Below are 19406 nucleotides of genomic sequence, written 5' to 3' on the forward strand. Positions count from 1 at the left end.
ACAATTCTAATCTCTCACATGGATCAGCCAAAATACCGTTGATTTATCCCAACCGAGATCCCACGGAACACGGTAACGGTCTGCGGTATGTGAGTTCACTAGAGGGTAGCCCTGCGGATCAAATCCGGTAAGGACGGAGAAATGATCGATATCTCCATGGATTTCATAGGCAATTAAATCCCCGGGCTTCATCTGGGCAAAAGCTCCTTGAGGGAATTTGGCAGACGTTTTGGAAACCTGTCCGTACGTTCCTCGGGCGACAACCCGAGCATAACCTCGGCCGATAAGGAAGTTTTTCAGGGAATCGGTTCGAACCCAAGCCTCACTTCCACCATAGCCCGGACGGTATCTCCAGTAACCCGTCATGCCAAGCCCTCCGCCCTCCTTAGGATCGCCTAAAACCTGTGAGGAGAAGTTGGTGCAATCTCCGCCCTGTCCGGTATAATCGTTGTATTTGCCGTTATACTTGTGGTTGTTTCCTGCTCCCCATGCCAAGCCTGCGTATTTATCGGCATATTGCACCGCTTTGGCCCGGTCGTATCTGACATGCTTCTTCTCGGATGGTTTGGTTTCGGATTCTCCGGCCTCGATGGTCAGCTGCTCTTTCAGCTTCACCCACAAAGGAATTTGCTTAGGGTCTTCTTCCAGAGGATCCAGGTACCATTCCTTGCGGATACGCCACTGACCGTCGACTTTCTCGAGAGCTAACGTATGTCTCGTACCGATGCCGAAGCTATGTTCCGATCCTACATGTTGGGGATAAGCATAGGTAAGCTTCATAGATTGCGATAAGGATACCTTTGCCGAATTTTTGCCGACCTTCATCCGCTGAATGTGGATATCACTTTTGATTTCTACAAACTGGACCTCTCTTTTTTCCGCCCAAGCATGAATATATTCACTCCGTTTGACCTCATGCTTGTACGCATACTGGCTTATTTTTTCATTTTTCATGTATTGGGATTGAATCCGTTCCGGAGCATCTAACAGAAGTGCCTCGGCCCGCTGTTGATATATCTGTTCAATCACCGTTTGGAGCGCATCCTGCTCAGGGGTATCGGCATGGGCGAAGCCCGGAAACATCAAGCATGCGGCGAGCCCCAGCCAAAGCCCAATGATCTTCAATCTGTTTCACTCCATCCCATTCTGTGCTTGTCGGCTGTTGGGAGCCAGACATAATTTCACCTAAAAGCACCTGAATCATACGGGAGATCTGAAACCCGGTTAACCACATAATTTTGTAACCCCAAAAAATGATGCCCCACAGCAACGAACTGCGGGGCATCATTTTCTGGATCATCGCTGCTGCATGGGGGCCTGCAGCTCCCAAGGATTCATGGCCTTCAGCTGCTTCTCATACAGCTCCCGGTACAGGCCTCCTTGCTTGAGCAGCTCCCGGTGGCTGCCCATCTCCACTACCTTCCCGTGATCAATGACCAGAATCCGGTCAGCGCGTACGACGGTAGATAAGCGGTGAGCGATAATGAAAGTCGTACGCCCCTTCATCAGCCGCTCCAGCGCCTCAGTGACGAGCGATTCCGATTCCGAATCCAATGCGGAGGTCGCTTCATCCAAAATGAGGATGCGAGGCTCCTTGAGCAGGGCGCGGGCAATGGCAATGCGCTGCTTCTGGCCTCCGGACAGACGGACGCCTCGTTCCCCGATGATCGTGTCATAGCCTTGCTCCATATCCGTAATGAACTCGTGTGCATTCGCAGCCGCGGCGGCCGCCAGGACCTGCTCCCGGGTCGCCTCGGGATCGCCGTACATAATATTCTCGTAGATCGTGCCGGAGAATAAGACGTTCTCCTGGAGCACAACGGCAATCTGCCTGCGAAGGTCATATAGATCGTATTCCCGAAGATCGATCCCGTCGAGCTTAACCGCTCCTTTATCTGGATCGTAGAAGCGAGGAATCAAGTTGACCAGCGTCGACTTGCCTGCCCCGCTCGGACCGACAAGGGCAATGACTTCTCCAGGCATCGCTGTAAAATGGATGTCCTTCAGTGCGGGCCGCAGCTCCTGCCGCATAGGCGGAAGGGGCGGCTTCATCCGAGGCGGAAGCCAGTAGAAGCTCTTCTCCGGCTTAAGCGGCTGGACCAGATCGGGATCCAGATTCGGATCCGCCTCTTTAGGCTTCTCGGGAAATTCGCTGACATAGGTGAAGGAAACGTTATGGAACTCGATCTTCCCGACGCAGTGGGGGAGCTTGACGGCGTTCTCCTTCGATACCACTTCCGGCGTCATATCGAGCACTTCGAAGATTCGCTCCACATGTGTCATCGAGTTCTGAATCGTAGCGTTCGCCTCGGCGAAGCGCTGAATCGGTCCGTACATTTGTCCCAGGTAGGCCTGAAACGCAACCAAAGCGCCGATGCTTAACTGTCCCTGGAGCACGAACAGCCCGCCTACGAACCAAGTGATTAAGGTTCCCGAATGTGTGAAAATGTTGCTGATTCGACCAAGCGATTGCGATAGCAAATTCGCCTTGTTGGCCAAGCCGATATGGTGTACGGCTTGCTTCTCGAAGCGATTCATTTCCTTCCGCTCCTGTGCAAACGCTTGCACAACCTTCATTCCGCTGATTCGCTCGACAAGTACACCGTTAATCCGTTCCATCTGCCGATGGACGGAGCGCCAGGATAGCCGAATGCGAACGTTCAGGTTCGTGAAGGTCAAATAATACAAGGGAAGAATCCAGAGTGCCAGCAGGGCGAGCTGCCAATGAAGAGAGAATAACATGAATCCGGCGAACAGGATCAGGAACAGATCGATGATCAGATTGATTACGCCGCCGTTAACCATCTGCTGGGCGCCGTTCACATCGCTTGTAATCCGCGAGACGATGCTGCCTACCTGCCTGTTGTCATAGAAGCGCTGAGAAAGAAGCTGCATCTGGGCGTAGAGCTGCTTACGAATATCGAATACCATGCGGTTCCCGAGACGAAAGGTTGCGGTATTGCGCCAGAAGCCGGTCCAGATCCCGCACAAGTACAAACCGGCCAATGCCAGCACCACCTTGCCCAGCGTCCAGAAGCCCTCCTTGCCGGGGAGTACATCGTCGATGAGAATTTTCGTCATCCACGGCGCGATAAGGGGATTTGCGAATTGGGCGATGCCAAGTGCTAGAATTAGCACAATCCGCATCCGGTAAGGCCACAGGAACTGGAGATATCTGCGAAGCATGGACGTATTGCTCTTTGGTCTTTGGATAGGTCCTGGAGTCATTTCTAGGGTGCTTTTCATAGTAAACACCTGCTTCCGATAGCGATTCGTTTTGCCTCTATAGACATTATCATAGTAATGTCTGGAAAAAAATGAAATATATCCTCAGAATCCATGGACAATTGTGCTTCGGAGCTATAATTCATTTCGATGCTTGCTGAAAAAGCTGAAAGGACCTGGAGATTGTCCTCCAGGTCCAAGGCAGGCATATTATATTGAAAAGAGAGGTCAAATCAGATGACGACTTGGTGCTTGGCACGGGCATGTCGAGTTGCATCCACCATATTTCGCAAGGAGGCTAACGTTTCCTCCAAGCCTCGTGTCTTCAGCCCGCAGTCCGGATTGATCCAGAACAGCTGAGGATCCAGCACACGCAAGGCACGGTCGATCATGCCGGTCATTTCCTTGACCGAGGGGACACGAGGGCTGTGAATGTCGTACACTCCAAGCCCGATACCCAGCTTGTACGTATGGCTCTCAAAGCTGTGAATAAGCTCTCCGTGACTGCGCGAGGTTTCAATGGAGATAACGTCTGCATCCATAGCTTCAATGGACGGAATCATATCATGGAATTCGCAATAGCACATATGTGTGTGAATTTGCGTAGTGTCCCGTACCGAACAGGTAGTCATACGAAAGGCTCTGACAGCCCAAGCCAGATAAGCGTCCTGTTCTTCCCGCTTCAGCGGAAGCCCCTCCCGCAGGGCCGGCTCATCCACTTGAATCATGCCGATGCCCGCGTTCTCCAGCGCCTCCACCTCTTGCCGCAGGGCATAAGCCAGCTGGTAGGCAATCTCCTCCCGAGGGAGATCGTCACGAACGAAGGACCAGTTCATCACGGTGATCGGCCCGGTGAGCATCCCCTTTACGGGGCGTGCCGTCAATGATTGGGCGAATGTGGTTTCAGCAACGGTCATGGGTTCCGTAAAGGCAACGTCCCCATAAATGATCGGAGGCTTTACACACCTCGAGCCGTACGATTGCACCCAACCGTTCTGAGTAAAGGCAAAACCGGCCAGCTTTTCTCCGAAAAATTCAACCATGTCAGTCCTCTCGAATTCTCCGTGTACCAGCACGTCAAGCCCAATGTCTTCCTGCAGCCGAATCCAGTTTGCGATCTGCTCCCGGATATAATCTTTATATTGCTTCTCGGTCCAATCTCCCTTACGCCATAGCTGACGGGCTTTTCGCACCTCAGCTGACTGAGGGAAGCTGCCGATCGTCGTCGTCGGAAGCAGCGGAAGCCGCCATTTACGCTGCTGAGCGGCATGTCTTGCAGCAAAGGGACGGTTACGGTCTAAGGGACCAAGGCTGATCTCCGAGATCGCTTGCTTCATCTCCGTTCGGCTGCGTTCGGGAGACCGCTTCAGCGTTTGCACAGCGCGGTCGTGCCGGTCGAGTTCGGCGGCTACGGCTTCCGTCCCGCTTGAAACGGCCTTCGCCAGCAGCACAATCTCCTCCAGCTTCTCCTCTGCAAAGGAGAGAGCTTCCAGCAATTCGGGCGCCAGCTTGGTTTCTTGCTTCACCGTGACAGGTACATGCAGCAGACTGCAGGAGCTTTGGATGATGAGCCGTTCCGGAGAAACATAGGCGCCGATTTCGTTAAGCAGAGCCAGCTTCTCTTGCAGTTCCGCTTTCCATATGCCTCTGCCGTCAATAACCCCGGCTCCCAGCACCTTATCGGCCGGAAAGCCGAAGGTCCGCAGGGAAGATACGTTGCCCGCGAGGCCGTGGACAAAGTCAAGCCCTATCCCGGCAACAGGCAGGCTGATGAGCTCGCGGTAAGCGTCGGCAGCCTCGAAGTAAGTTTGCAGCATGATGCGCAGGCCCGGAACAGAGGAGGCAAATGACTCATAGACGGTCTTAAGCCGCCGTAGGTCGGCCTCATCGGGGTTCGTTACCAGAATCGGCTCGTCGAGCTGTACCCAGCTGACGCCTTCCCGAGAAAGCTCCTGCAGCACCTGGACATAGAGCGGAAGCAGCTTGGCGAGCCAAGCGTCCAGCTCAGCTGGGACGTAGCCCTTGGACAGCTTCAGGAAGGTTAACGGTCCGAGAATGACCGGCTTGCCGTCTATGCCCAATTGCTCCTTGGCTTCCCGATACGCTTGAAGCGGCTTATTCTCGGTGAGCACGGGAGTGATTCCGCCAAGCTCAGGGACGATGTAGTGGTAGTTGGTGTTGAACCACTTCGTCATTTCGCAAGCGGCGGCTTCCTTGGTCCCGCGAGCCATGCCGTAATAAACGGAAAGAGGAACAACGCCGCCCCCATAAGGGAACCGTTTCGGAACCAAACCGAACATAGCCGCTGTATCGAGCACGTGGTCGTAGTAGCTGAAATCATTGACGGGAATATAAGTAATTCCTTTGTCCTGCTGCTTCTGAAGATGGGCTAAACGAAGCTTCCGAAGCTGAAGGTGAAGCTCAGATTCCTCCAGCTTGCCTGACCAGAACGCTTCTAGCGCTTTTTTCCATTCCCGGTCCGTACCGATGCGGGGGTAACCTAATACACTGCTTTGTACCATCTTGTAAACACCCTTTGCTCTAAATTTTTGGGTTTGTGAAGAATTGTTTACAAGAAAGATAACACGTTTTTCCAGTTATGCTGTAACTCCCATTCCCTATACTTGGTTATAGCTTTGGACTATAACGACGGCGACAGGCAAGCCCGTTAAGACACAAAATGCTGAAGTGCCTGCACATAGGCTAGTCCGAGCTTGGAAAGAGAAAGGTCTTGATGCGAAATCCAGCCGACGTTAATGGATTCTTCCAGGTCTAGGGGCACAGGGACAATTTCGTTGCCGTTCAAATCTGCGCTTAATACGCCAGTCGAAATCGTATATCCGTTTAAACCGATCAAAAGATTGAAGAGGGTAGCGCGATCATTTACACGAATGCTCTTCGGCCGGGTCATGGTGCTCAGTATTTCTTCGGCGAAGTGAAAGGAGTTATACTCCCCTTGATCAAAGGACAAATAAGGGTATGGCTGAAGCTGCTCGATCGTTACGATGGGCTGCTTGGCCAGCGGATTTTTGCTGCTGATAAAAATATGGGGCTTGGCTGTAAACAGTCCGGTAAACTGTAACCGGGCTTCTTTTAGCAGCTTGTGGATGACCTTTCGGTTAAACTCATTCAAGTACAGGATGCCGATTTCGCTCCGCATGCTCTTAACATCCTCGATAATCTCGTAGGTCTTGGTTTCCCGTAAGGCAAGCTCATATTCCTCCTGCCCATACTGTTGCACCAGCCGGACGAAAGCGTTCACGGCAAAGGCATAGTGCTGCGTCGAAACGGAGAAATGCTGCCTTGAAGGCTGGGTGCCCAGATAGCGTGCTTCAAGCAATTCCGCCTGCTCTATCACCTGGCGGGCATAGCTCAGAAATTCAACCCCCTCCTGAGAAAGCCGAATTCCCTTGTTCGATCTTTCAAAAATAACGATTTGAAGTTCTTCCTCCAGATCTCGAATCGCATTGGAGAGGCTGGGCTGAGCAATAAATAACCGTTTGGCGGCCTCATTGATAGAGCCTTGCTTGGCCACCTCGATCACGTACCGCAATTGCTGAAGTGTCAAAATGCTTTCTCTCCTTCCGGCTTCCTGATCTCTCATCTCCTATCGATCATTATAAACAAAACGCAATCGAGAAGAAATCCGGTGAAGTCGATGAAGCTATTTAATAAAATGATCTTGATAAGCTAAATGAGTTTATGAAGGCAAGCTGATCGTGCAGCAGATGATGTCATTGGACGGATATGCCGCAGGCCCAGAGGAGAGATAGACTGGCATCGGCCGGATGAGCTGGGGACGTAGCCCTAGCCCCGGGTTGAGTAAAGAAGCCCTTACTGCCTCTTAGGTAGAAGGGCTTCTTCCGGATGCTTTATACTGCGGTAGTGACGGCTTCTTGGGCCGCCGGTTTAGCGGCCGCTCCACTCTCAAAGGCAAGAATCCAGCCGTACCATGTGTAGATCAGAAAGGATAACGGGAAGACGAATTTCATCATGGACTCGGTAGGAACAATCAGCAGTGCGAAGAGCAGTATATGAACGATCGCAGGCCATTTGGAGAGAATGCGGGCCCGAAGCATGGCAATTCCCATAAGCGGAAGTGCTATAAGCATGACGGGGAACAGCAATTTCATCATGTAGTAGCCCGGCCAGCCTTCGCTCATTTGGATTTTCATCACGAGGTCGGAGGTTGCCTTTAACTGTTCCTCGGTCGTGATATTGTCGAACAGCACAGGGTATTGGTAGATTTGCAGTACCGCATGGGTTGTATCGAACATAAATACGATAAATATCATAACAAAACTAAGCCAGCCCCACCATCTCAGTCCCTTCGACTGGCGCAAGTAGAGTCCGGGTAGTCCCATCAGCAGCATGGTGACGGCAATGAACAGCGCCACATGTGTCCACACCGCCGTTGGGACGAAATACGACAATTCCGCCACACTGGCGGGCACATCCTCGAGATGAATAAATTGGACAACGGTAATGATCAGGCCGGAAAGCAGCAGCATCCAGCCGCTAAAACGAAAATACGCGTTAGGTACTGAGATCAAGGGCTCCACACTCCTTTTGACGATATGCGATATTCTCAACGGACGTTATTGTAGCTTCCCGTCCGTCCCGGATACAAGGGCAGGATTCCCGACGGGGCCGGGAACTTCTTCAGGCGCCAACATTCCTGAACCATCGGGATCGGGAGCATGCTATACTTGGAGAAATAGTCCTCGAGCCTGGGGGGAAAAGGAATTGGCAGTGCGCATTTTGATTCATATCCTATGGTGGATTGCGGCGGGGATGTCCATCATGGTTTCGTTCTACAGCCATATCCTCGGTGTAAGTGTATATTCCGAGCCATGTGAAGGTAACGTATGCAGCAGCTTTCTTCAGTTAAACGCGATTCAGCTTGAACAGCTTGCGTCTCTCGGTTTGCCGGCAGGACTGTACGGCGGTTTCATCGTCGTTCTTTTGGCCATCCAGAACCTATCCTCATGGATGGTCGGTTTTCTCGTTTATCGATACGGCTGGCGGGATTATTACTCGGTGATTGCGTCCATGCTGCTCGTTGTAACAGGCACGATCTTCAGCACGGATGATTCCTTATTTGCAGATGCCCCGGTCCTCATGAACCTGTTTCTGCTTTTGAACGGCTTCGGCTCGATGTATTTGTTCTTTCTGTTCTTGTTTCCGAACGGGCGCTTCTTCCCTCGGTGGACGGTGGTCCCTGCGGTGGTTTGGCTCATCGTGATGGCGATCACCTTATGGTTTCCCTCGTTGACGCTGTTGAATACCGTGAGCTGGGGACCGTTGATGAAAAATGCATATATGCTGGTTATGCACGGTCTGGTTTTTGTGGCGCAGGGCTACCGTTACCGGCACGGGGCAACGACAGAGCAGCGCCGTCAAATCGTCTGGTTCTTCCTCGGCTTCGGAGGTTATTCGATAGCCGGCATATTCGGTATGCTGGAGATCTTCGTCAGCCATGGCCTGCTTAGTATGACTACGATAACCTTACTATATATAGGTCTTCTCGTACTGCCCTTTTCTATCGGGATTACGGTGCTCGAAACGCGTCTTAGACCTCTCTCCGTTGCTTTCAACCGGACGCTTGTCTATATCGTACTCAGCAGCTTGAGTCTGCTGGCATACGTTATGCTGGTCGGCGCCTTAGGCGTATTGCTACAGGGCAAGGTGCATATGATCGTAGCTTTGCTGGCTACCGGATTGGTCGCTGTGATGTTCCATCCCCTGCGGGAGCGGATACAAAAGGAAGTGAATCATCTTGTCTATGGGGAGAAAGACGACCCTTACCGCATTTTGTCGGAGCTGACACAGCGGCTGGAGGGAGCCTTCACGCATAGCTCCTTGCTGCAAACGGTCGTGAACCAGACAGCACAGGCGTTGAGGCTCCCGTATGCAGCGATCGAGCTGCACACCGGCGAGGGGCCGGTTCTGCTCGCCGCGTACGGACATCCGTCAGGAAACGGCTGCACGATGATTCCGCTCGAGCTGCAAGGCGAGGCTGCAGGACAGCTGGTGCTTGGCGTAGAGCGGTTCGAGGAAACGCTGCCGCCGGGGAAGCGCCGTGTGCTGGGCGACCTGGTCGGCCAAGTGAGCATTGCTGTACAGGCGGTTCGCCTGACGCGGGAGCTGCACCGGTCGCGGGAGCGGCTCGTTACCGCCCGCGAGGAGGAGCGACGCCGCCTGCGACGGGATCTGCACGACGGGCTCGGCTCCGGTCTCGCCGGCGTACTGCTGCGGCTCGACGAGGCGGTGCAGCAGCACGAGACGCAGCCCGAGCGGGCGAAGCAATCCGTCGAGGCGGCCCAACAGCAGCTGCGGGCCTCGATCGCCGACATTCGGCGGCTCGTGTACGCGCTGCGTCCTCCGGCCCTCGACGAGTTCGGCCTCGCTTTTGCACTGCAGGAGCTGGCGCAGCAGTATGAGAGCGGCAGCCTGCGGATCGTGCTCGATGGAGCGGAGCGCGAGCTCCTGCTCTCAGCCGCAGTTGAGGTGGCTGTCTATCGCATTGTGCAGGAGGCGTTAACTAACGTGGTTCGACATGCTGGAGCCACTGTCTGTACGATCCGAATCGCAGCTGAGCCGCAGGCTTTGCGGCTGCAAATACGTGATAACGGCCGAGGATGGAGTGAGCTGAAGGATCGGGCAGGCGTAGGTGTCCATTCGATGAAGGAACGGGCGGAGGAGCTGGGGGGAAGCTGTACGATCCGATCGGAGGACGGGGAAGGAACGGAAATTGTTGTACTCCTCCCGCGGGAGGAGAGAAGGGAGGGAGGGGCTGTTTATGGAGAAGATACGCATCTTATTGGCGGATGATCATCCGATGTTTCGGGAAGGGCTCGTCTCCTCGCTTAGCTCGGTGGCGGAGTTCGAAATTGCGGGCGAAGCTTCCGACGGGGAAGAAGCGGTCCGCCTAGCCGAAGAGCAGCAGCCGGACATCGTGCTTATGGACATTAGCATGCCGGGGAAGAACGGCATCGAGGCGACGAGGGACATCATCCGCACCAGCCCGCATATCGGCATCCTGATTCTGACGATGTTCGATGATGATGCTTCGGTTTTTTCGGCGATGCGGGCGGGGGCCCGCGGCTACATGCTTAAAGGCGCCCGGAAGCAGGAGATCGTCCGCGCGATCTCGGTTGTCAGCAGCGGGGAAGCGATTTTCAGCTCCTCCATCGCGCGAAAGATGATGTTTTACTTTGACAGCATAATGGGTAAAACCGCCGCCGCGCATCCGCTGCTTCCGATGCTGACAGAGCGGGAGCGGGAGGTTCTGGAGTGGCTCGCCCGCGGTTCGGACAATGCGGAGATCGCGAGGAAGCTGAGCTTGACGCTGAAGACCGTGCGCAATCATGTGTCGAACATCCTGAATAAGCTTCAGGTCGCCGATCGCGCACAAGCGATTTTGTTGGCGAGAGAGGCCGGGCTGGGCGGGGAGCTTCAAGGGTAGTGTTCTTGGCTCTGCTTGTTCATTGTTACAGCCCGCGAATGCCCCTTTTTGCCTACGTATCTGCCTTGCCGCGCAACCGCCTGCTGACGATTTCGCTTATTTTCTTTCCCTATTAAAGGATTTGCAAAGCGAACAGCGTATAAGTATAAAGATAAGCTTTGGAAACCAAATGCGTCCAAGGACGTAAGAAGCCATATTGTTGCTTCAATCATACATAGGGAGTGGAAATGGATCATGAGAAAAAAACGTTGGACCCCCGTGATGGGCGGTGCGCTGGCAGGAATGCTGCTTATCGCAGGCTGTCAGCCGGTAGGCAAAGTAGACGTAGCCCAGATCATTGCAAATAATGCTTCGGTCAAATCAATGGAGGGCAAGCAGTTGATTGCGCTGGAGATAACGCCGGATCCTTCAGACAGCATTTCAGCGGATCAGCAGGTGTTCATGGATTTATTCGGCACGATGAAGCTGAATATGACGGAGGTTAAGGCGAAATCACCTTTGGAAGTGTCCGTGAAGGGAAATTTTGAATATAAAAAGGGCAGCATTCCGTTTCAATTGACGATGAAAAGCCAGCAGGAATTCCTCCTCTGGATTGAAGGCGCCAAGAAGCCGATCCTGATCAAGAACAACATGGACGCTATGAAAGAATCGGGAGAGAAGCTTCAGAAGGTGATGATCGAGCAAATGGAGCAGATGCAGCTAAGGGCTGTTGAATCCGCACCGAAATTGGTCGCCGCTCTTCTCGGCGCAGCCCCGAATCCGAAGACGATTTCCGTTCAGGAAGCGGCCCAGACGATTCAGGGAGAAAGCTTGATGCTGAACAATATTCACGCTGAAATTTATGGTCATGAGCTGATTGATTTGTTCAAAGGCTTCGTAACGAATCTGCTGTCCGACGAGAAGGCTCTGAAAGAAATCATCGGCGTCTTTTATGACATCTATGCCCCGATGATCGAGGAAATAGCCAAGCAAGCGGAAGAGGAAGAGCTCACAGGCGATGGCAGCTCGCAGGTTGAAATGATGCTGCCGTTCCTGAAAAACAAAACGCTTGCAGTAGAGTTCGTCTACACAATGATCAGCGAGCAGCTCAAAAAGGTAATGAAGGATTTCGATGCTTCGTTCGAGCAATTCCGCGAATCCGAAAGCGGCAAGAAGCTAAGTGAAGCGCTGAATGATAAGCAGGTGCTGAAGGTTGATCTCTACGCGGACGGTAAACAGCAGATCCGTAAATCGAATACGGAGCTGCTGCTGACAATGCCGGAGGAAGACAAAAGCGGCGTGAAGCAGATCAAGGTAACCATGGCGGAGGAGCGCTGGAATATCAATCAACCGGTGACACTTCATACGATAGATACGAAGGACGGCGTTGTGGATATCAGCCAGTCGATGGGTGACGTTAACGCAAGCAAGCTTCTGGCGTCCCTCGATCCGAAGTCGACCGTTTACCAGCTGCTGAAAAACGATCTGAAAATCACGAAAAAGGAAATCAATATGCTGATGGACGACTCATCCTTCAGTGCTGCTTCTACGAAGCCTTACAACGATCAAGGCACAGTGATGGTGCCGCTCCGCTTTGTCAGCGAACAGCTGGACGCTGAAGTCAGCTGGAATGACGCGGCCAAGCAAGTGACGATTACGGACCCGCTTACCGGGAAGGTGATTGTGCTCACGATAGACAGTACCGAGGCTACAGTGAACGGCTCGTCCCGTACATTGGAGAAAGCGGCGATCTTGGTGGAAGGTTCGACATTCGTTCCCGTACGCTTCGTTTCCGAGAACCTCGATGCGAAGGTAGAATGGGATCAAAGCATGAATATGGTAAAAATCACTCGAGATTAAGCACTTATTCCGTCATCATAGTAACGGGCTCCGCGATGCTATACAAATCGCCGGAGCCCTATTTTTTACTGGAACAAGGAAATATGAGCTTTTTGATCGAAGGCGAAATTGGCTGCTCCGAGCGGTCCGCCGATATCATGCAGCGCATTAACTTTCACGGCCGTAACGGCGCCAAGCGAGCTGCTGGCACGCTGGCGCATGACGGATGCGGCTGTGTCCACGAACAGCTTGCTTGCATGGGGCATACGGCCGCCCAAAATAATAGCCTCCGGATTGAAAAGGTTGACAAGATTCGCCATGGCGATACCAAGATACGAAGCTGCTTGCTTGATGATAGCCCCGGAGAGCTCGTCTCCCAGGTCGGCCGCTTTGCCGATATCTTCGGCCCTCACCATCTGCAAGTCAGAGTCCTCATTATTTAGTAGGACGCTTGCTTCGCCTTGCCGGATACGTTTGCGAAATTGCTGTTCGATGGTCGGCGCGCTGGACAGCACTTGCAGGCATCCGTGATTGCCGCAGTGACATAGGGGGCCATCCGGCAAAATCGTCGTGTGACCAAGCTCGCCGGCACCTCCGGTGGAACCGGACATGAGCTGACGGTCAATGTAAATCCCGGCCGCAATCCCGGAACCTACTCCCAAATAAATTTGATGATGGTAGTCTTGTCCTGAGCCGTAACGGCATTCCGCTAACCCGCGGGCGCGGTGACGATTTATCGTCACGGAGGTCCAGCCGAGCTCCTTCCGGAGGATGCCGCCGACATCGATATGATACCATCCGAGCTCCGGCGCACTCCGAATGGTTTGGTAATCGGAATCGACCAACCCAGGTACACCGAGACCAAGAATCGGAATAGGGGGCTGCTCCAGACTGCCGATAAACGGTTTTAATTGAATAAGAAGGGAGTGAAGCACATCCTCGGCTGACGATGAAGCGGCGGGAATGGAAGCTTTCTTGATAATATTTCCGCTTAAGTCGAATGCGCACAGTGTCCATCGCGAGTTGTCATAGTCCGCTCCGATGATCGTACCCGCATAGGGCACCAGCTCCAAATACGTGGCGGGTCTGCCTTTGGTTGCCATCCGGTCGGTCGTTTCCCGGACCAGCTTGCTCTCGATCAGCTCTGCAATCGAGACAGAAACAGTCGCTCGGCTAAGGCCGGTCAGTCTGGTCAGATCGATTCTTGATACGTTGCCGTGCTTCCGCAAGGTTTGCAGGATGTTTAGCTTGCTTCCTTTTTTATCGCTGATTTCACTGCCCGCCATAAAGATCGTTACCTCTTTCTATCTTCAAACAATCCATGTAAAATTTCTATGAGCATATAACAATCCTTCACTTTCGTCAAGATTGAGATGATAACATAGATCGTTCTGATGTAATCGGGTAAATATTGGTTGAAAATCGGTTCTATAAATTCGTATCTTAACAATAGTAAATATAATATAAAGGAGGAGGGCTAGGGTGAATCCTCTTCATCAACGGATACCAACCCATCAAGGCTTTCAAATGGCTATGGTATTTAAGGATACGAAGCTGCCCCACAATGAGCTGCCCGACCATATCCATGATTGGTTCGAGCTTGTGTATGTGTATTCCGGCTCGGGCGTATTTTTTATTGATCAATATTTTTACGACATGGAGGCGGGCGACTGTTTTCTGATTCCGGCGAACACCATTCATCGGGCACTGCCCAATGCCGATTGTCCGGTGACGTCAACGGCTTTGTTTTTTAACGCAGTCACCGTGCCGCAGATGCATTCGGGGGACTCCTTTTCGTTAATGAAGTGTTTCGAGCAAGCTAAAAGGCATAACAATTACAAGTTTCATTTGCCAAGCGGTGAGAACCGCACGTTGGAAACGCAGCTTGACGGGATCAACAAGGAGCAGCAGCAGTGCTCTCCGGGCTACCGCCACGCAATTCTTCTCCACCTTTCCCAAATTTTATTGCTGTTGACCAGGGCAAGCTCAAGTGAAAGGGAGGACACCTCGTTCTCTTTGGGCCCCGAGTGGATGAAGGAGGTGCTGGCTCATATTGACGACCATTTGGGCGACGATCTGAGCCTGTCCGCGCTAGCGGCGAACCATTGCGTATCTCCGGCGCATCTGTCCAGAACCTTTAAGAGATGTACCGGGCTAACGATCACGGAATACGTAAACACCAAACGAATATTGAAGGCGGTCGAATTGCTGCAGACCACCCGGCAGAGCATTGCCGAGATCGCCCTTGCATGCGGTATCGACAGCTTGCCTCACTTCCACAGCACGTTCAAAAAAATGATCGGCCATACACCCGCCCATTTCAGGCGTCAAGCGGATGAGCTGATGAAAAAATAAAAAAGATATGTAAAGATATGAATTATGTTGTATAATGAAAAACGTCATCATAAGCAAAGGAAGGGATTTTATATGAAAATTAAATCCATTGAGCTTTTTAAAGTACCGCCTAGATGGTTGTTCTTGAAAATGACGACAGACGATGGGCTTGTCGGTTGGGGCGAGCCTGTTGTCGAGGGAAGGGCGGATACCGTCCGTGCGGCCGTCGAGGAGCTTAGCTCTTATCTGATCGGACAAGATCCGATGCGGATTGAAGACCTGTGGCAGGTGATGTATCGGGGAGGATTTTACCGGGGGGGTCCGGTATTAACCAGTGCGATGTCCGGAATTGAACAAGCGCTGTGGGATATTAAAGGAAAATACTACAATGCTCCGGTGTATGATCTGATGGGCGGCGCGTGCCGCGACAGCATTCGGGTTTATAACTGGATTGGCGGGGACCGTCCTAGCGACGTAAAGGAAGCGGCCCGAAAGCAGATCGAAGCGGGCTTCACTGCGGTGAAGATGAACGGTACGGAGGAGCTTCACTATATCGACACCTTCGATAAGGTGGATGCCGTCCTGCAGCGCATTGCTGCAGTTCGTGAGGTAGGCGGTCCTTCCTTTGGTATCGGCATCGACTTCCATGGTCGGGTTCACAAGGCGATGGCCAAGATTCTGGTTAAGGAGCTGGAGCCGTTCCGTCCAATGTTTATAGAGGAGCCGGTGCTCCCGGAGAACAATGAGGCATTGAAGGAAATCGCTAAGTATACCTCGGCACCGATCGCTACAGGTGAGCGGATGTACACCCGCTGGGGCTTCAAGGAGCTGCTGCAGCAGGGGGTTGTGGATATTATACAACCGGATGTATCCCATGCCGGCGGCATCATGGAGACACGCAAAATTGCAGCTATGGCGGAAGCTTACGATGTGGCGCTTGCTCCGCACTGTCCGCTCGGTCCGATTGCATTGGCAGCCTGCCTGCACGTGGATGCCTGCTCGCCGAATGCGTTTATACAAGAGCAGAGCCTCGGGATTCACTACAATCAGGGAAGTGACCTTCTTGATTACTTGAGCGATCCGAAGGTGTTCGGTTACAACAACGGCTTTGTTCAAATTCCTCAAGGACCGGGACTGGGAATTGAAGTAAACGAGGAGAAGGTCCGCGAGATGGCCCGTATCGGTCACGACTGGAAAAATCCGCTGTGGCGCAATGCGGACGGCACCGTAGCTGAATGGTAAATCCAAGAGCAGCCTGCCTGTATGTAGAGGGCAGGTTGTTTTTTGCAGATGAGAAAGTGAATGTCTTTCGGTTTCTGTATGGCAAAAGAGCCGGCACTTTGCGAAGTGAACCGGCTCTTTCCCATTCATGACGAAATTATTGTGTTATGAAGCGGATGTTGTACCGCACTGAGTTCTCGGCATTCTTTTTATCCCGAACGATGAGAACCGTTTTGCCGAAGAGTGTAGACGCAGCCCTTACTTCTACATCATCCCGCATATCGTGCGGCCGGATTACGGGTACTTGGGTGCTCCCGGCAGGGACAGTGATCGTGTAATCAAAAACATGGGGTGCGAATGCAGGTAATGCTTTGTTGTTTACCTTTATCCCCTTGAGCAGTGGCAACCGGTCGGACGGAAGCTCCGCTGTGTCGAGCCCCCCGCCGCCAACCGGGCTTCGTTCTATATTTTGCACAGCTGCACTGCCTAGACGGTCCGTTAACTGCTGACGATATAGACTCGTCGGGGATACATGCACGCCATAATGCTCCCAATGAGCGTCTGCCCGAGGCCTTTGATCTTCCCCGCTGGGGAGATACGGCTTCGGCTTGTTACCGATGTGACCGATAGCGTAATTCTGCGCGGTCGGAGGCTGCTGGGACACCAGATCGCCCTCTGTATTCCATGTGACGTAATTCGCTCCGGACCAGCCGTGGCCGCTTCCCAGCCTGCCCCTGTCTTGAACGGCAATGTCCGATTTCACAAGATCATACAACCCGCCGACGGACCAGCGATGATGCGGCTCGCTTGTCGCGTATTCGGTGATTGATGTGCTGTCGAGGAAAACGTTCGGGCCTTGTACGCGGCTGTCGACGACAAAGGCGTGTCTTGCGGTTTCCGCATAATTGCGCTGCATCAGCGTCAGCTCTCCGCTCATTTTGTAAGGATAGCGGCGTTCGCCTGTAATTTGACTGACCATATCGAGCGACTGATTGTCTTGAACGGTAACCCACTTGGAGCCCCGGCTGACATGAGCCAGCGCATGATTCAGGTGGAGACCGGTGACTTCTCGCATCCAAGCGTTCTTGACGTTGGAGAAGACGGCGAAGCTTACGGCATGATTCTCGTCGGCATAATACGGTTTTCCGCCGTTCGTAAGAGTCACGCTCGGATCGAATGCGGAAACGACGCGCAGCTTCTCGATTCCAATCTGTTCAATTCGGTCGGGATCCTCGTATTTAATGACCGCACCGCCGCCCCAGCGCTGCTCGATCGAGTTCGCAAGAGGCGCGTCGATAGTAACGACTTGACCGTCAATCGCTGTAATGACGCGGTCGAAATCCAGGTTGAAAGGAGACCACTGCTGCGTGCCTTCTCTTTCGACGATCGTATCCATGTCGATCTCATGTATCCAGCGGGCATTGCCGTAGCGGCGTACCTTCACCGTATCCCCAACCGCAAGGCCGCTTGCGTCCTCCACGTGGAAGGATCGTGCCCCTGACGGGACGAATAAGTCCGTCACCCTAACGCTGGTATCCATAAGGAGCTTAGGCGCTTCTCCGCGAATTTGGAGCAGATCCCGCTTCGTCGTACCTGTGGCATAGAGGACCGTTTCGTCTTCCTCTTGCCCCTCGCCCCGAAGTACTACACCGCTCGCATTGACCTTAAGGCTGCCTTCGATCTCGTAGGTGCCTTTCTTCAATAATACGGCGCCGCGAAAGCCGTCGGCCGATTGAGGCATTTGAGATACCTGATCGATTGCAGCTTGAATCCGCGCGGTATCATCGCCTTCCCCCGGTTCTATGACAACCCTTGCCTGCACATCCGGAAGCTTGACGCCTCCACCCATGTAGCCGGCGTTGGAGAAATCGATGATGCGATTGCCGCGATAATCGGAAACGTACTCCATGCGTCCTTTCTTCCCGGTAAAGGCGATCTGACTTTGATTAGGATCGATATCATCCGGGTTCCGAACGGTAAAGTAAAAGGTATCATAGACCGGAGCTTTACCGTTGAAATGGAAGGTCAATCGAATTTCGTACGGCCCATCCGTTTGTACCTGCCCCGGGAAGACAAGTGCTTTCTCGGCTCCTTGCTGCAGGCTCGTTGGAGCAAGCTGGTGGAGAACAACTTGATCCGCGCTCGACCAAAGGGCGGCCGTCACGGTGCCGTCAACATAAGGCAGCAGCTTGACGGAAGGGTAGGCATCCCCTTTTTGCAATAAAGCCGGTTTGCCGATTTCCCGAGTCATGAACGTATGTTCCAGCTGCACATCGACCATGAGAATGGCCGGATCATACACATCCACCCACACGCTTGATTCTTTGGTTACAGTATCCAGTGTGGCTTTGCCTACTATTTTTGCCACCCCCTCAGAGGAAGCGTTTACAAGACCGGACGGATCCACTCCCGCAACGCCGGGCTGTGAGCTTTCCCACGTGATTTGCGCTTCAGCTAAGTCAGTCCCTTGGCCATTGCTCAGTTTTCCACCCAGTTGAAGCGGGTAGGACTCCCCTTTGGCAAGTCGGATGGTGTCGTACTCGTTCATAGCTCCCCCTGCTGCGTCAGCTACATAGACGCTTTCCAATACCGTTGGAATCGGCTTGCCGTTCGTATCATATAGTGCAAATTCGTTCAATTGAAAATTCGTATTCGATAAGGCAACCGTAACTCTTACGTACCTCGCCGTGGCGGCTGGGAAAGGAATGGCTTCGATTTTACCTGAGATTGAACCGGTTACCTTCTTGGTTGCGGCTTCCTGCCATGTCTGCTGGTCAGTCGATGTGTGGATGGAATAGCTGCTTACGGCACCGGTTCGGAAATCGAGCTCCGCCAGATCAACGGTCCGGATATTGCCCAAATCTACGGTGAGCCATACGGTTCCATCGCTGCGGTCCGCACTGAGCGGCTGCCAGAAGGTCGCGGGATCCCCGTCGACGGCTTGGACGGCTCGACCGCATGAGCAGTCTGAGCTTTGCGCTACTTTTTTATTTAGCGCAAGGTTCACCCTCGCTTCCTCGGATGCGGTCGCCGTCGGCGTGGAAATGCCAAGCGGAGGCAGCAGGAAGGAGACTAACAGTATACCAGTAAGCCAGGATCGGAAACCACTTTTTGCCTTTGACACAGGTTGTTCCACCTTTCATTAGGGAATGTGCAGCACGAGAGACTCGTTAGGCCGGCCGGAATCGAGTACTCCCAAATTATGATAAGATAGCCTTTTTTTGATTACAAGAGAATGTCTCGCTAAGTTGACACAAACCAAACGGAAGCATATTTAGAAGGAGCGGAAGCGTAATAGAACAACATTTTCCAAAATATCCTTAGCACTCATGTTGTAGAT

12 protein-coding genes are annotated in these 19406 nt (G+C 52.9%); 5 read left to right on the plus strand and 7 right to left on the minus strand.

The window, feature by feature from the left end; genetic code table 11:
- Positions 1–6: 6 nt before the first annotated feature.
- From RAC89_RS23575 to RAC89_RS23595, 5 genes are all read right to left on the minus strand, one after another.
- Complete coding sequence (locus tag RAC89_RS23575; protein ID WP_306616205.1) at positions 7–1125, minus strand: amidase domain-containing protein; 1119 nt, start codon at positions 1123–1125, stop codon at positions 7–9.
- A gap of 171 nt (positions 1126–1296) precedes the next feature.
- Positions 1297–3186, minus strand: coding sequence for an ABC transporter ATP-binding protein (locus RAC89_RS23580; protein WP_306616206.1), 1890 nt, complete (start codon positions 3184–3186; stop codon positions 1297–1299).
- 272 nt (positions 3187–3458) lie between these two features.
- Entirely contained in the window at positions 3459–5747 is a 2289-nt protein-coding gene (metE, locus tag RAC89_RS23585) for a 5-methyltetrahydropteroyltriglutamate--homocysteine S-methyltransferase (protein ID WP_306616207.1), read from the minus strand.
- Positions 5748–5893: 146 nt separating this feature from the next.
- Positions 5894–6793, minus strand: coding sequence for a LysR family transcriptional regulator (locus RAC89_RS23590; RefSeq protein WP_284645379.1), 900 nt, complete (start codon positions 6791–6793; stop codon positions 5894–5896).
- Positions 6794–7097: 304 nt separating this feature from the next.
- On the minus strand, positions 7098–7778 hold the full coding sequence (locus RAC89_RS23595) for a hypothetical protein (protein ID WP_306616208.1): 681 nt from the start codon (positions 7776–7778) through the stop codon (positions 7098–7100).
- A 199-nt stretch (positions 7779–7977) separates the two neighbouring features.
- Between RAC89_RS23595 and RAC89_RS23600 the strand changes: the two genes are divergently transcribed.
- The 3 genes from RAC89_RS23600 to RAC89_RS23610 all read left to right on the plus strand — a co-directional run bounded on the left by RAC89_RS23600 (position 7978) and on the right by RAC89_RS23610 (position 12532).
- Positions 7978–10059 carry a sensor histidine kinase gene (locus tag RAC89_RS23600; protein WP_306617742.1) on the plus strand — a complete coding sequence of 694 codons (2082 nt, stop codon included), beginning with the start codon at positions 7978–7980 and terminating at the stop codon, positions 10057–10059.
- A complete protein-coding gene (locus RAC89_RS23605; protein WP_306616209.1) occupies positions 10028–10693 on the plus strand; it encodes a response regulator transcription factor in 666 nt (221 codons plus the stop codon). Before RAC89_RS23600 ends, RAC89_RS23605 begins: the two co-directional genes overlap by 32 nt.
- A 234-nt stretch (positions 10694–10927) precedes the next feature.
- A complete protein-coding gene (locus tag RAC89_RS23610) occupies positions 10928–12532 on the plus strand; it encodes a copper amine oxidase N-terminal domain-containing protein (RefSeq protein ID WP_306616210.1) in 1605 nt (534 codons plus the stop codon).
- A 65-nt stretch (positions 12533–12597) separates the two neighbouring features.
- Here RAC89_RS23610 and RAC89_RS23615 read toward each other — a convergent pair whose 3' ends face one another.
- A complete protein-coding gene (locus RAC89_RS23615; protein WP_306616211.1) occupies positions 12598–13797 on the minus strand; it encodes an ROK family transcriptional regulator in 1200 nt (399 codons plus the stop codon).
- A gap of 196 nt (positions 13798–13993) precedes the next feature.
- Here RAC89_RS23615 and RAC89_RS23620 point away from each other — a divergent pair, with 196 nt between their 5' ends.
- Both RAC89_RS23620 and dgoD read left to right on the plus strand, forming a co-directional pair.
- Positions 13994–14866, plus strand: a complete 873-nt coding sequence (locus tag RAC89_RS23620; protein ID WP_306616213.1) for an AraC family transcriptional regulator — start codon at positions 13994–13996, stop codon at positions 14864–14866.
- Positions 14867–14938: 72 nt separating this feature from the next.
- Complete coding sequence (gene dgoD / locus RAC89_RS23625) at positions 14939–16087, plus strand: galactonate dehydratase (protein ID WP_284645385.1); 1149 nt, start codon at positions 14939–14941, stop codon at positions 16085–16087.
- 136 nt (positions 16088–16223) lie between these two features.
- On the opposite strand, the gene RAC89_RS23630 is transcribed toward dgoD, so the two are convergent.
- Positions 16224–19190: a discoidin domain-containing protein gene (locus RAC89_RS23630; protein WP_306616214.1), complete on the minus strand. Its 2967-nt coding sequence runs from the start codon at positions 19188–19190 to the stop codon at positions 16224–16226.
- Positions 19191–19406 lie beyond the last annotated feature (216 nt).

This window comes from Paenibacillus sp. GD4, assembly GCF_030846225.1.
Classification (GTDB): domain Bacteria; phylum Bacillota; class Bacilli; order Paenibacillales; family NBRC-103111; genus Paenibacillus_G; species Paenibacillus_G silviterrae.

Bases quoted from the DNA above. Each gene is read 5' to 3' on its own strand.
- RAC89_RS23610 (WP_306616210.1), top strand. From the start codon at position 10,928: ATGAGAAAAAAACGTTGGACCCCCGTGATGGGCGGTGCGCTGGCAGGA.
- metE (WP_306616207.1), bottom strand. From the start codon at position 5,747: ATGGTACAAAGCAGTGTATTAGGTTACCCCCGCATCGGTACGGACCGG.
- RAC89_RS23605 (WP_306616209.1), top strand. From the start codon at position 10,028: ATGGAGAAGATACGCATCTTATTGGCGGATGATCATCCGATGTTTCGG.
- dgoD (WP_284645385.1), top strand. From the start codon at position 14,939: ATGAAAATTAAATCCATTGAGCTTTTTAAAGTACCGCCTAGATGGTTG.
- RAC89_RS23580 (WP_306616206.1), bottom strand. From the start codon at position 3,186: ATGCTTCGCAGATATCTCCAGTTCCTGTGGCCTTACCGGATGCGGATT.
- RAC89_RS23615 (WP_306616211.1), bottom strand. From the start codon at position 13,797: ATGGCGGGCAGTGAAATCAGCGATAAAAAAGGAAGCAAGCTAAACATC.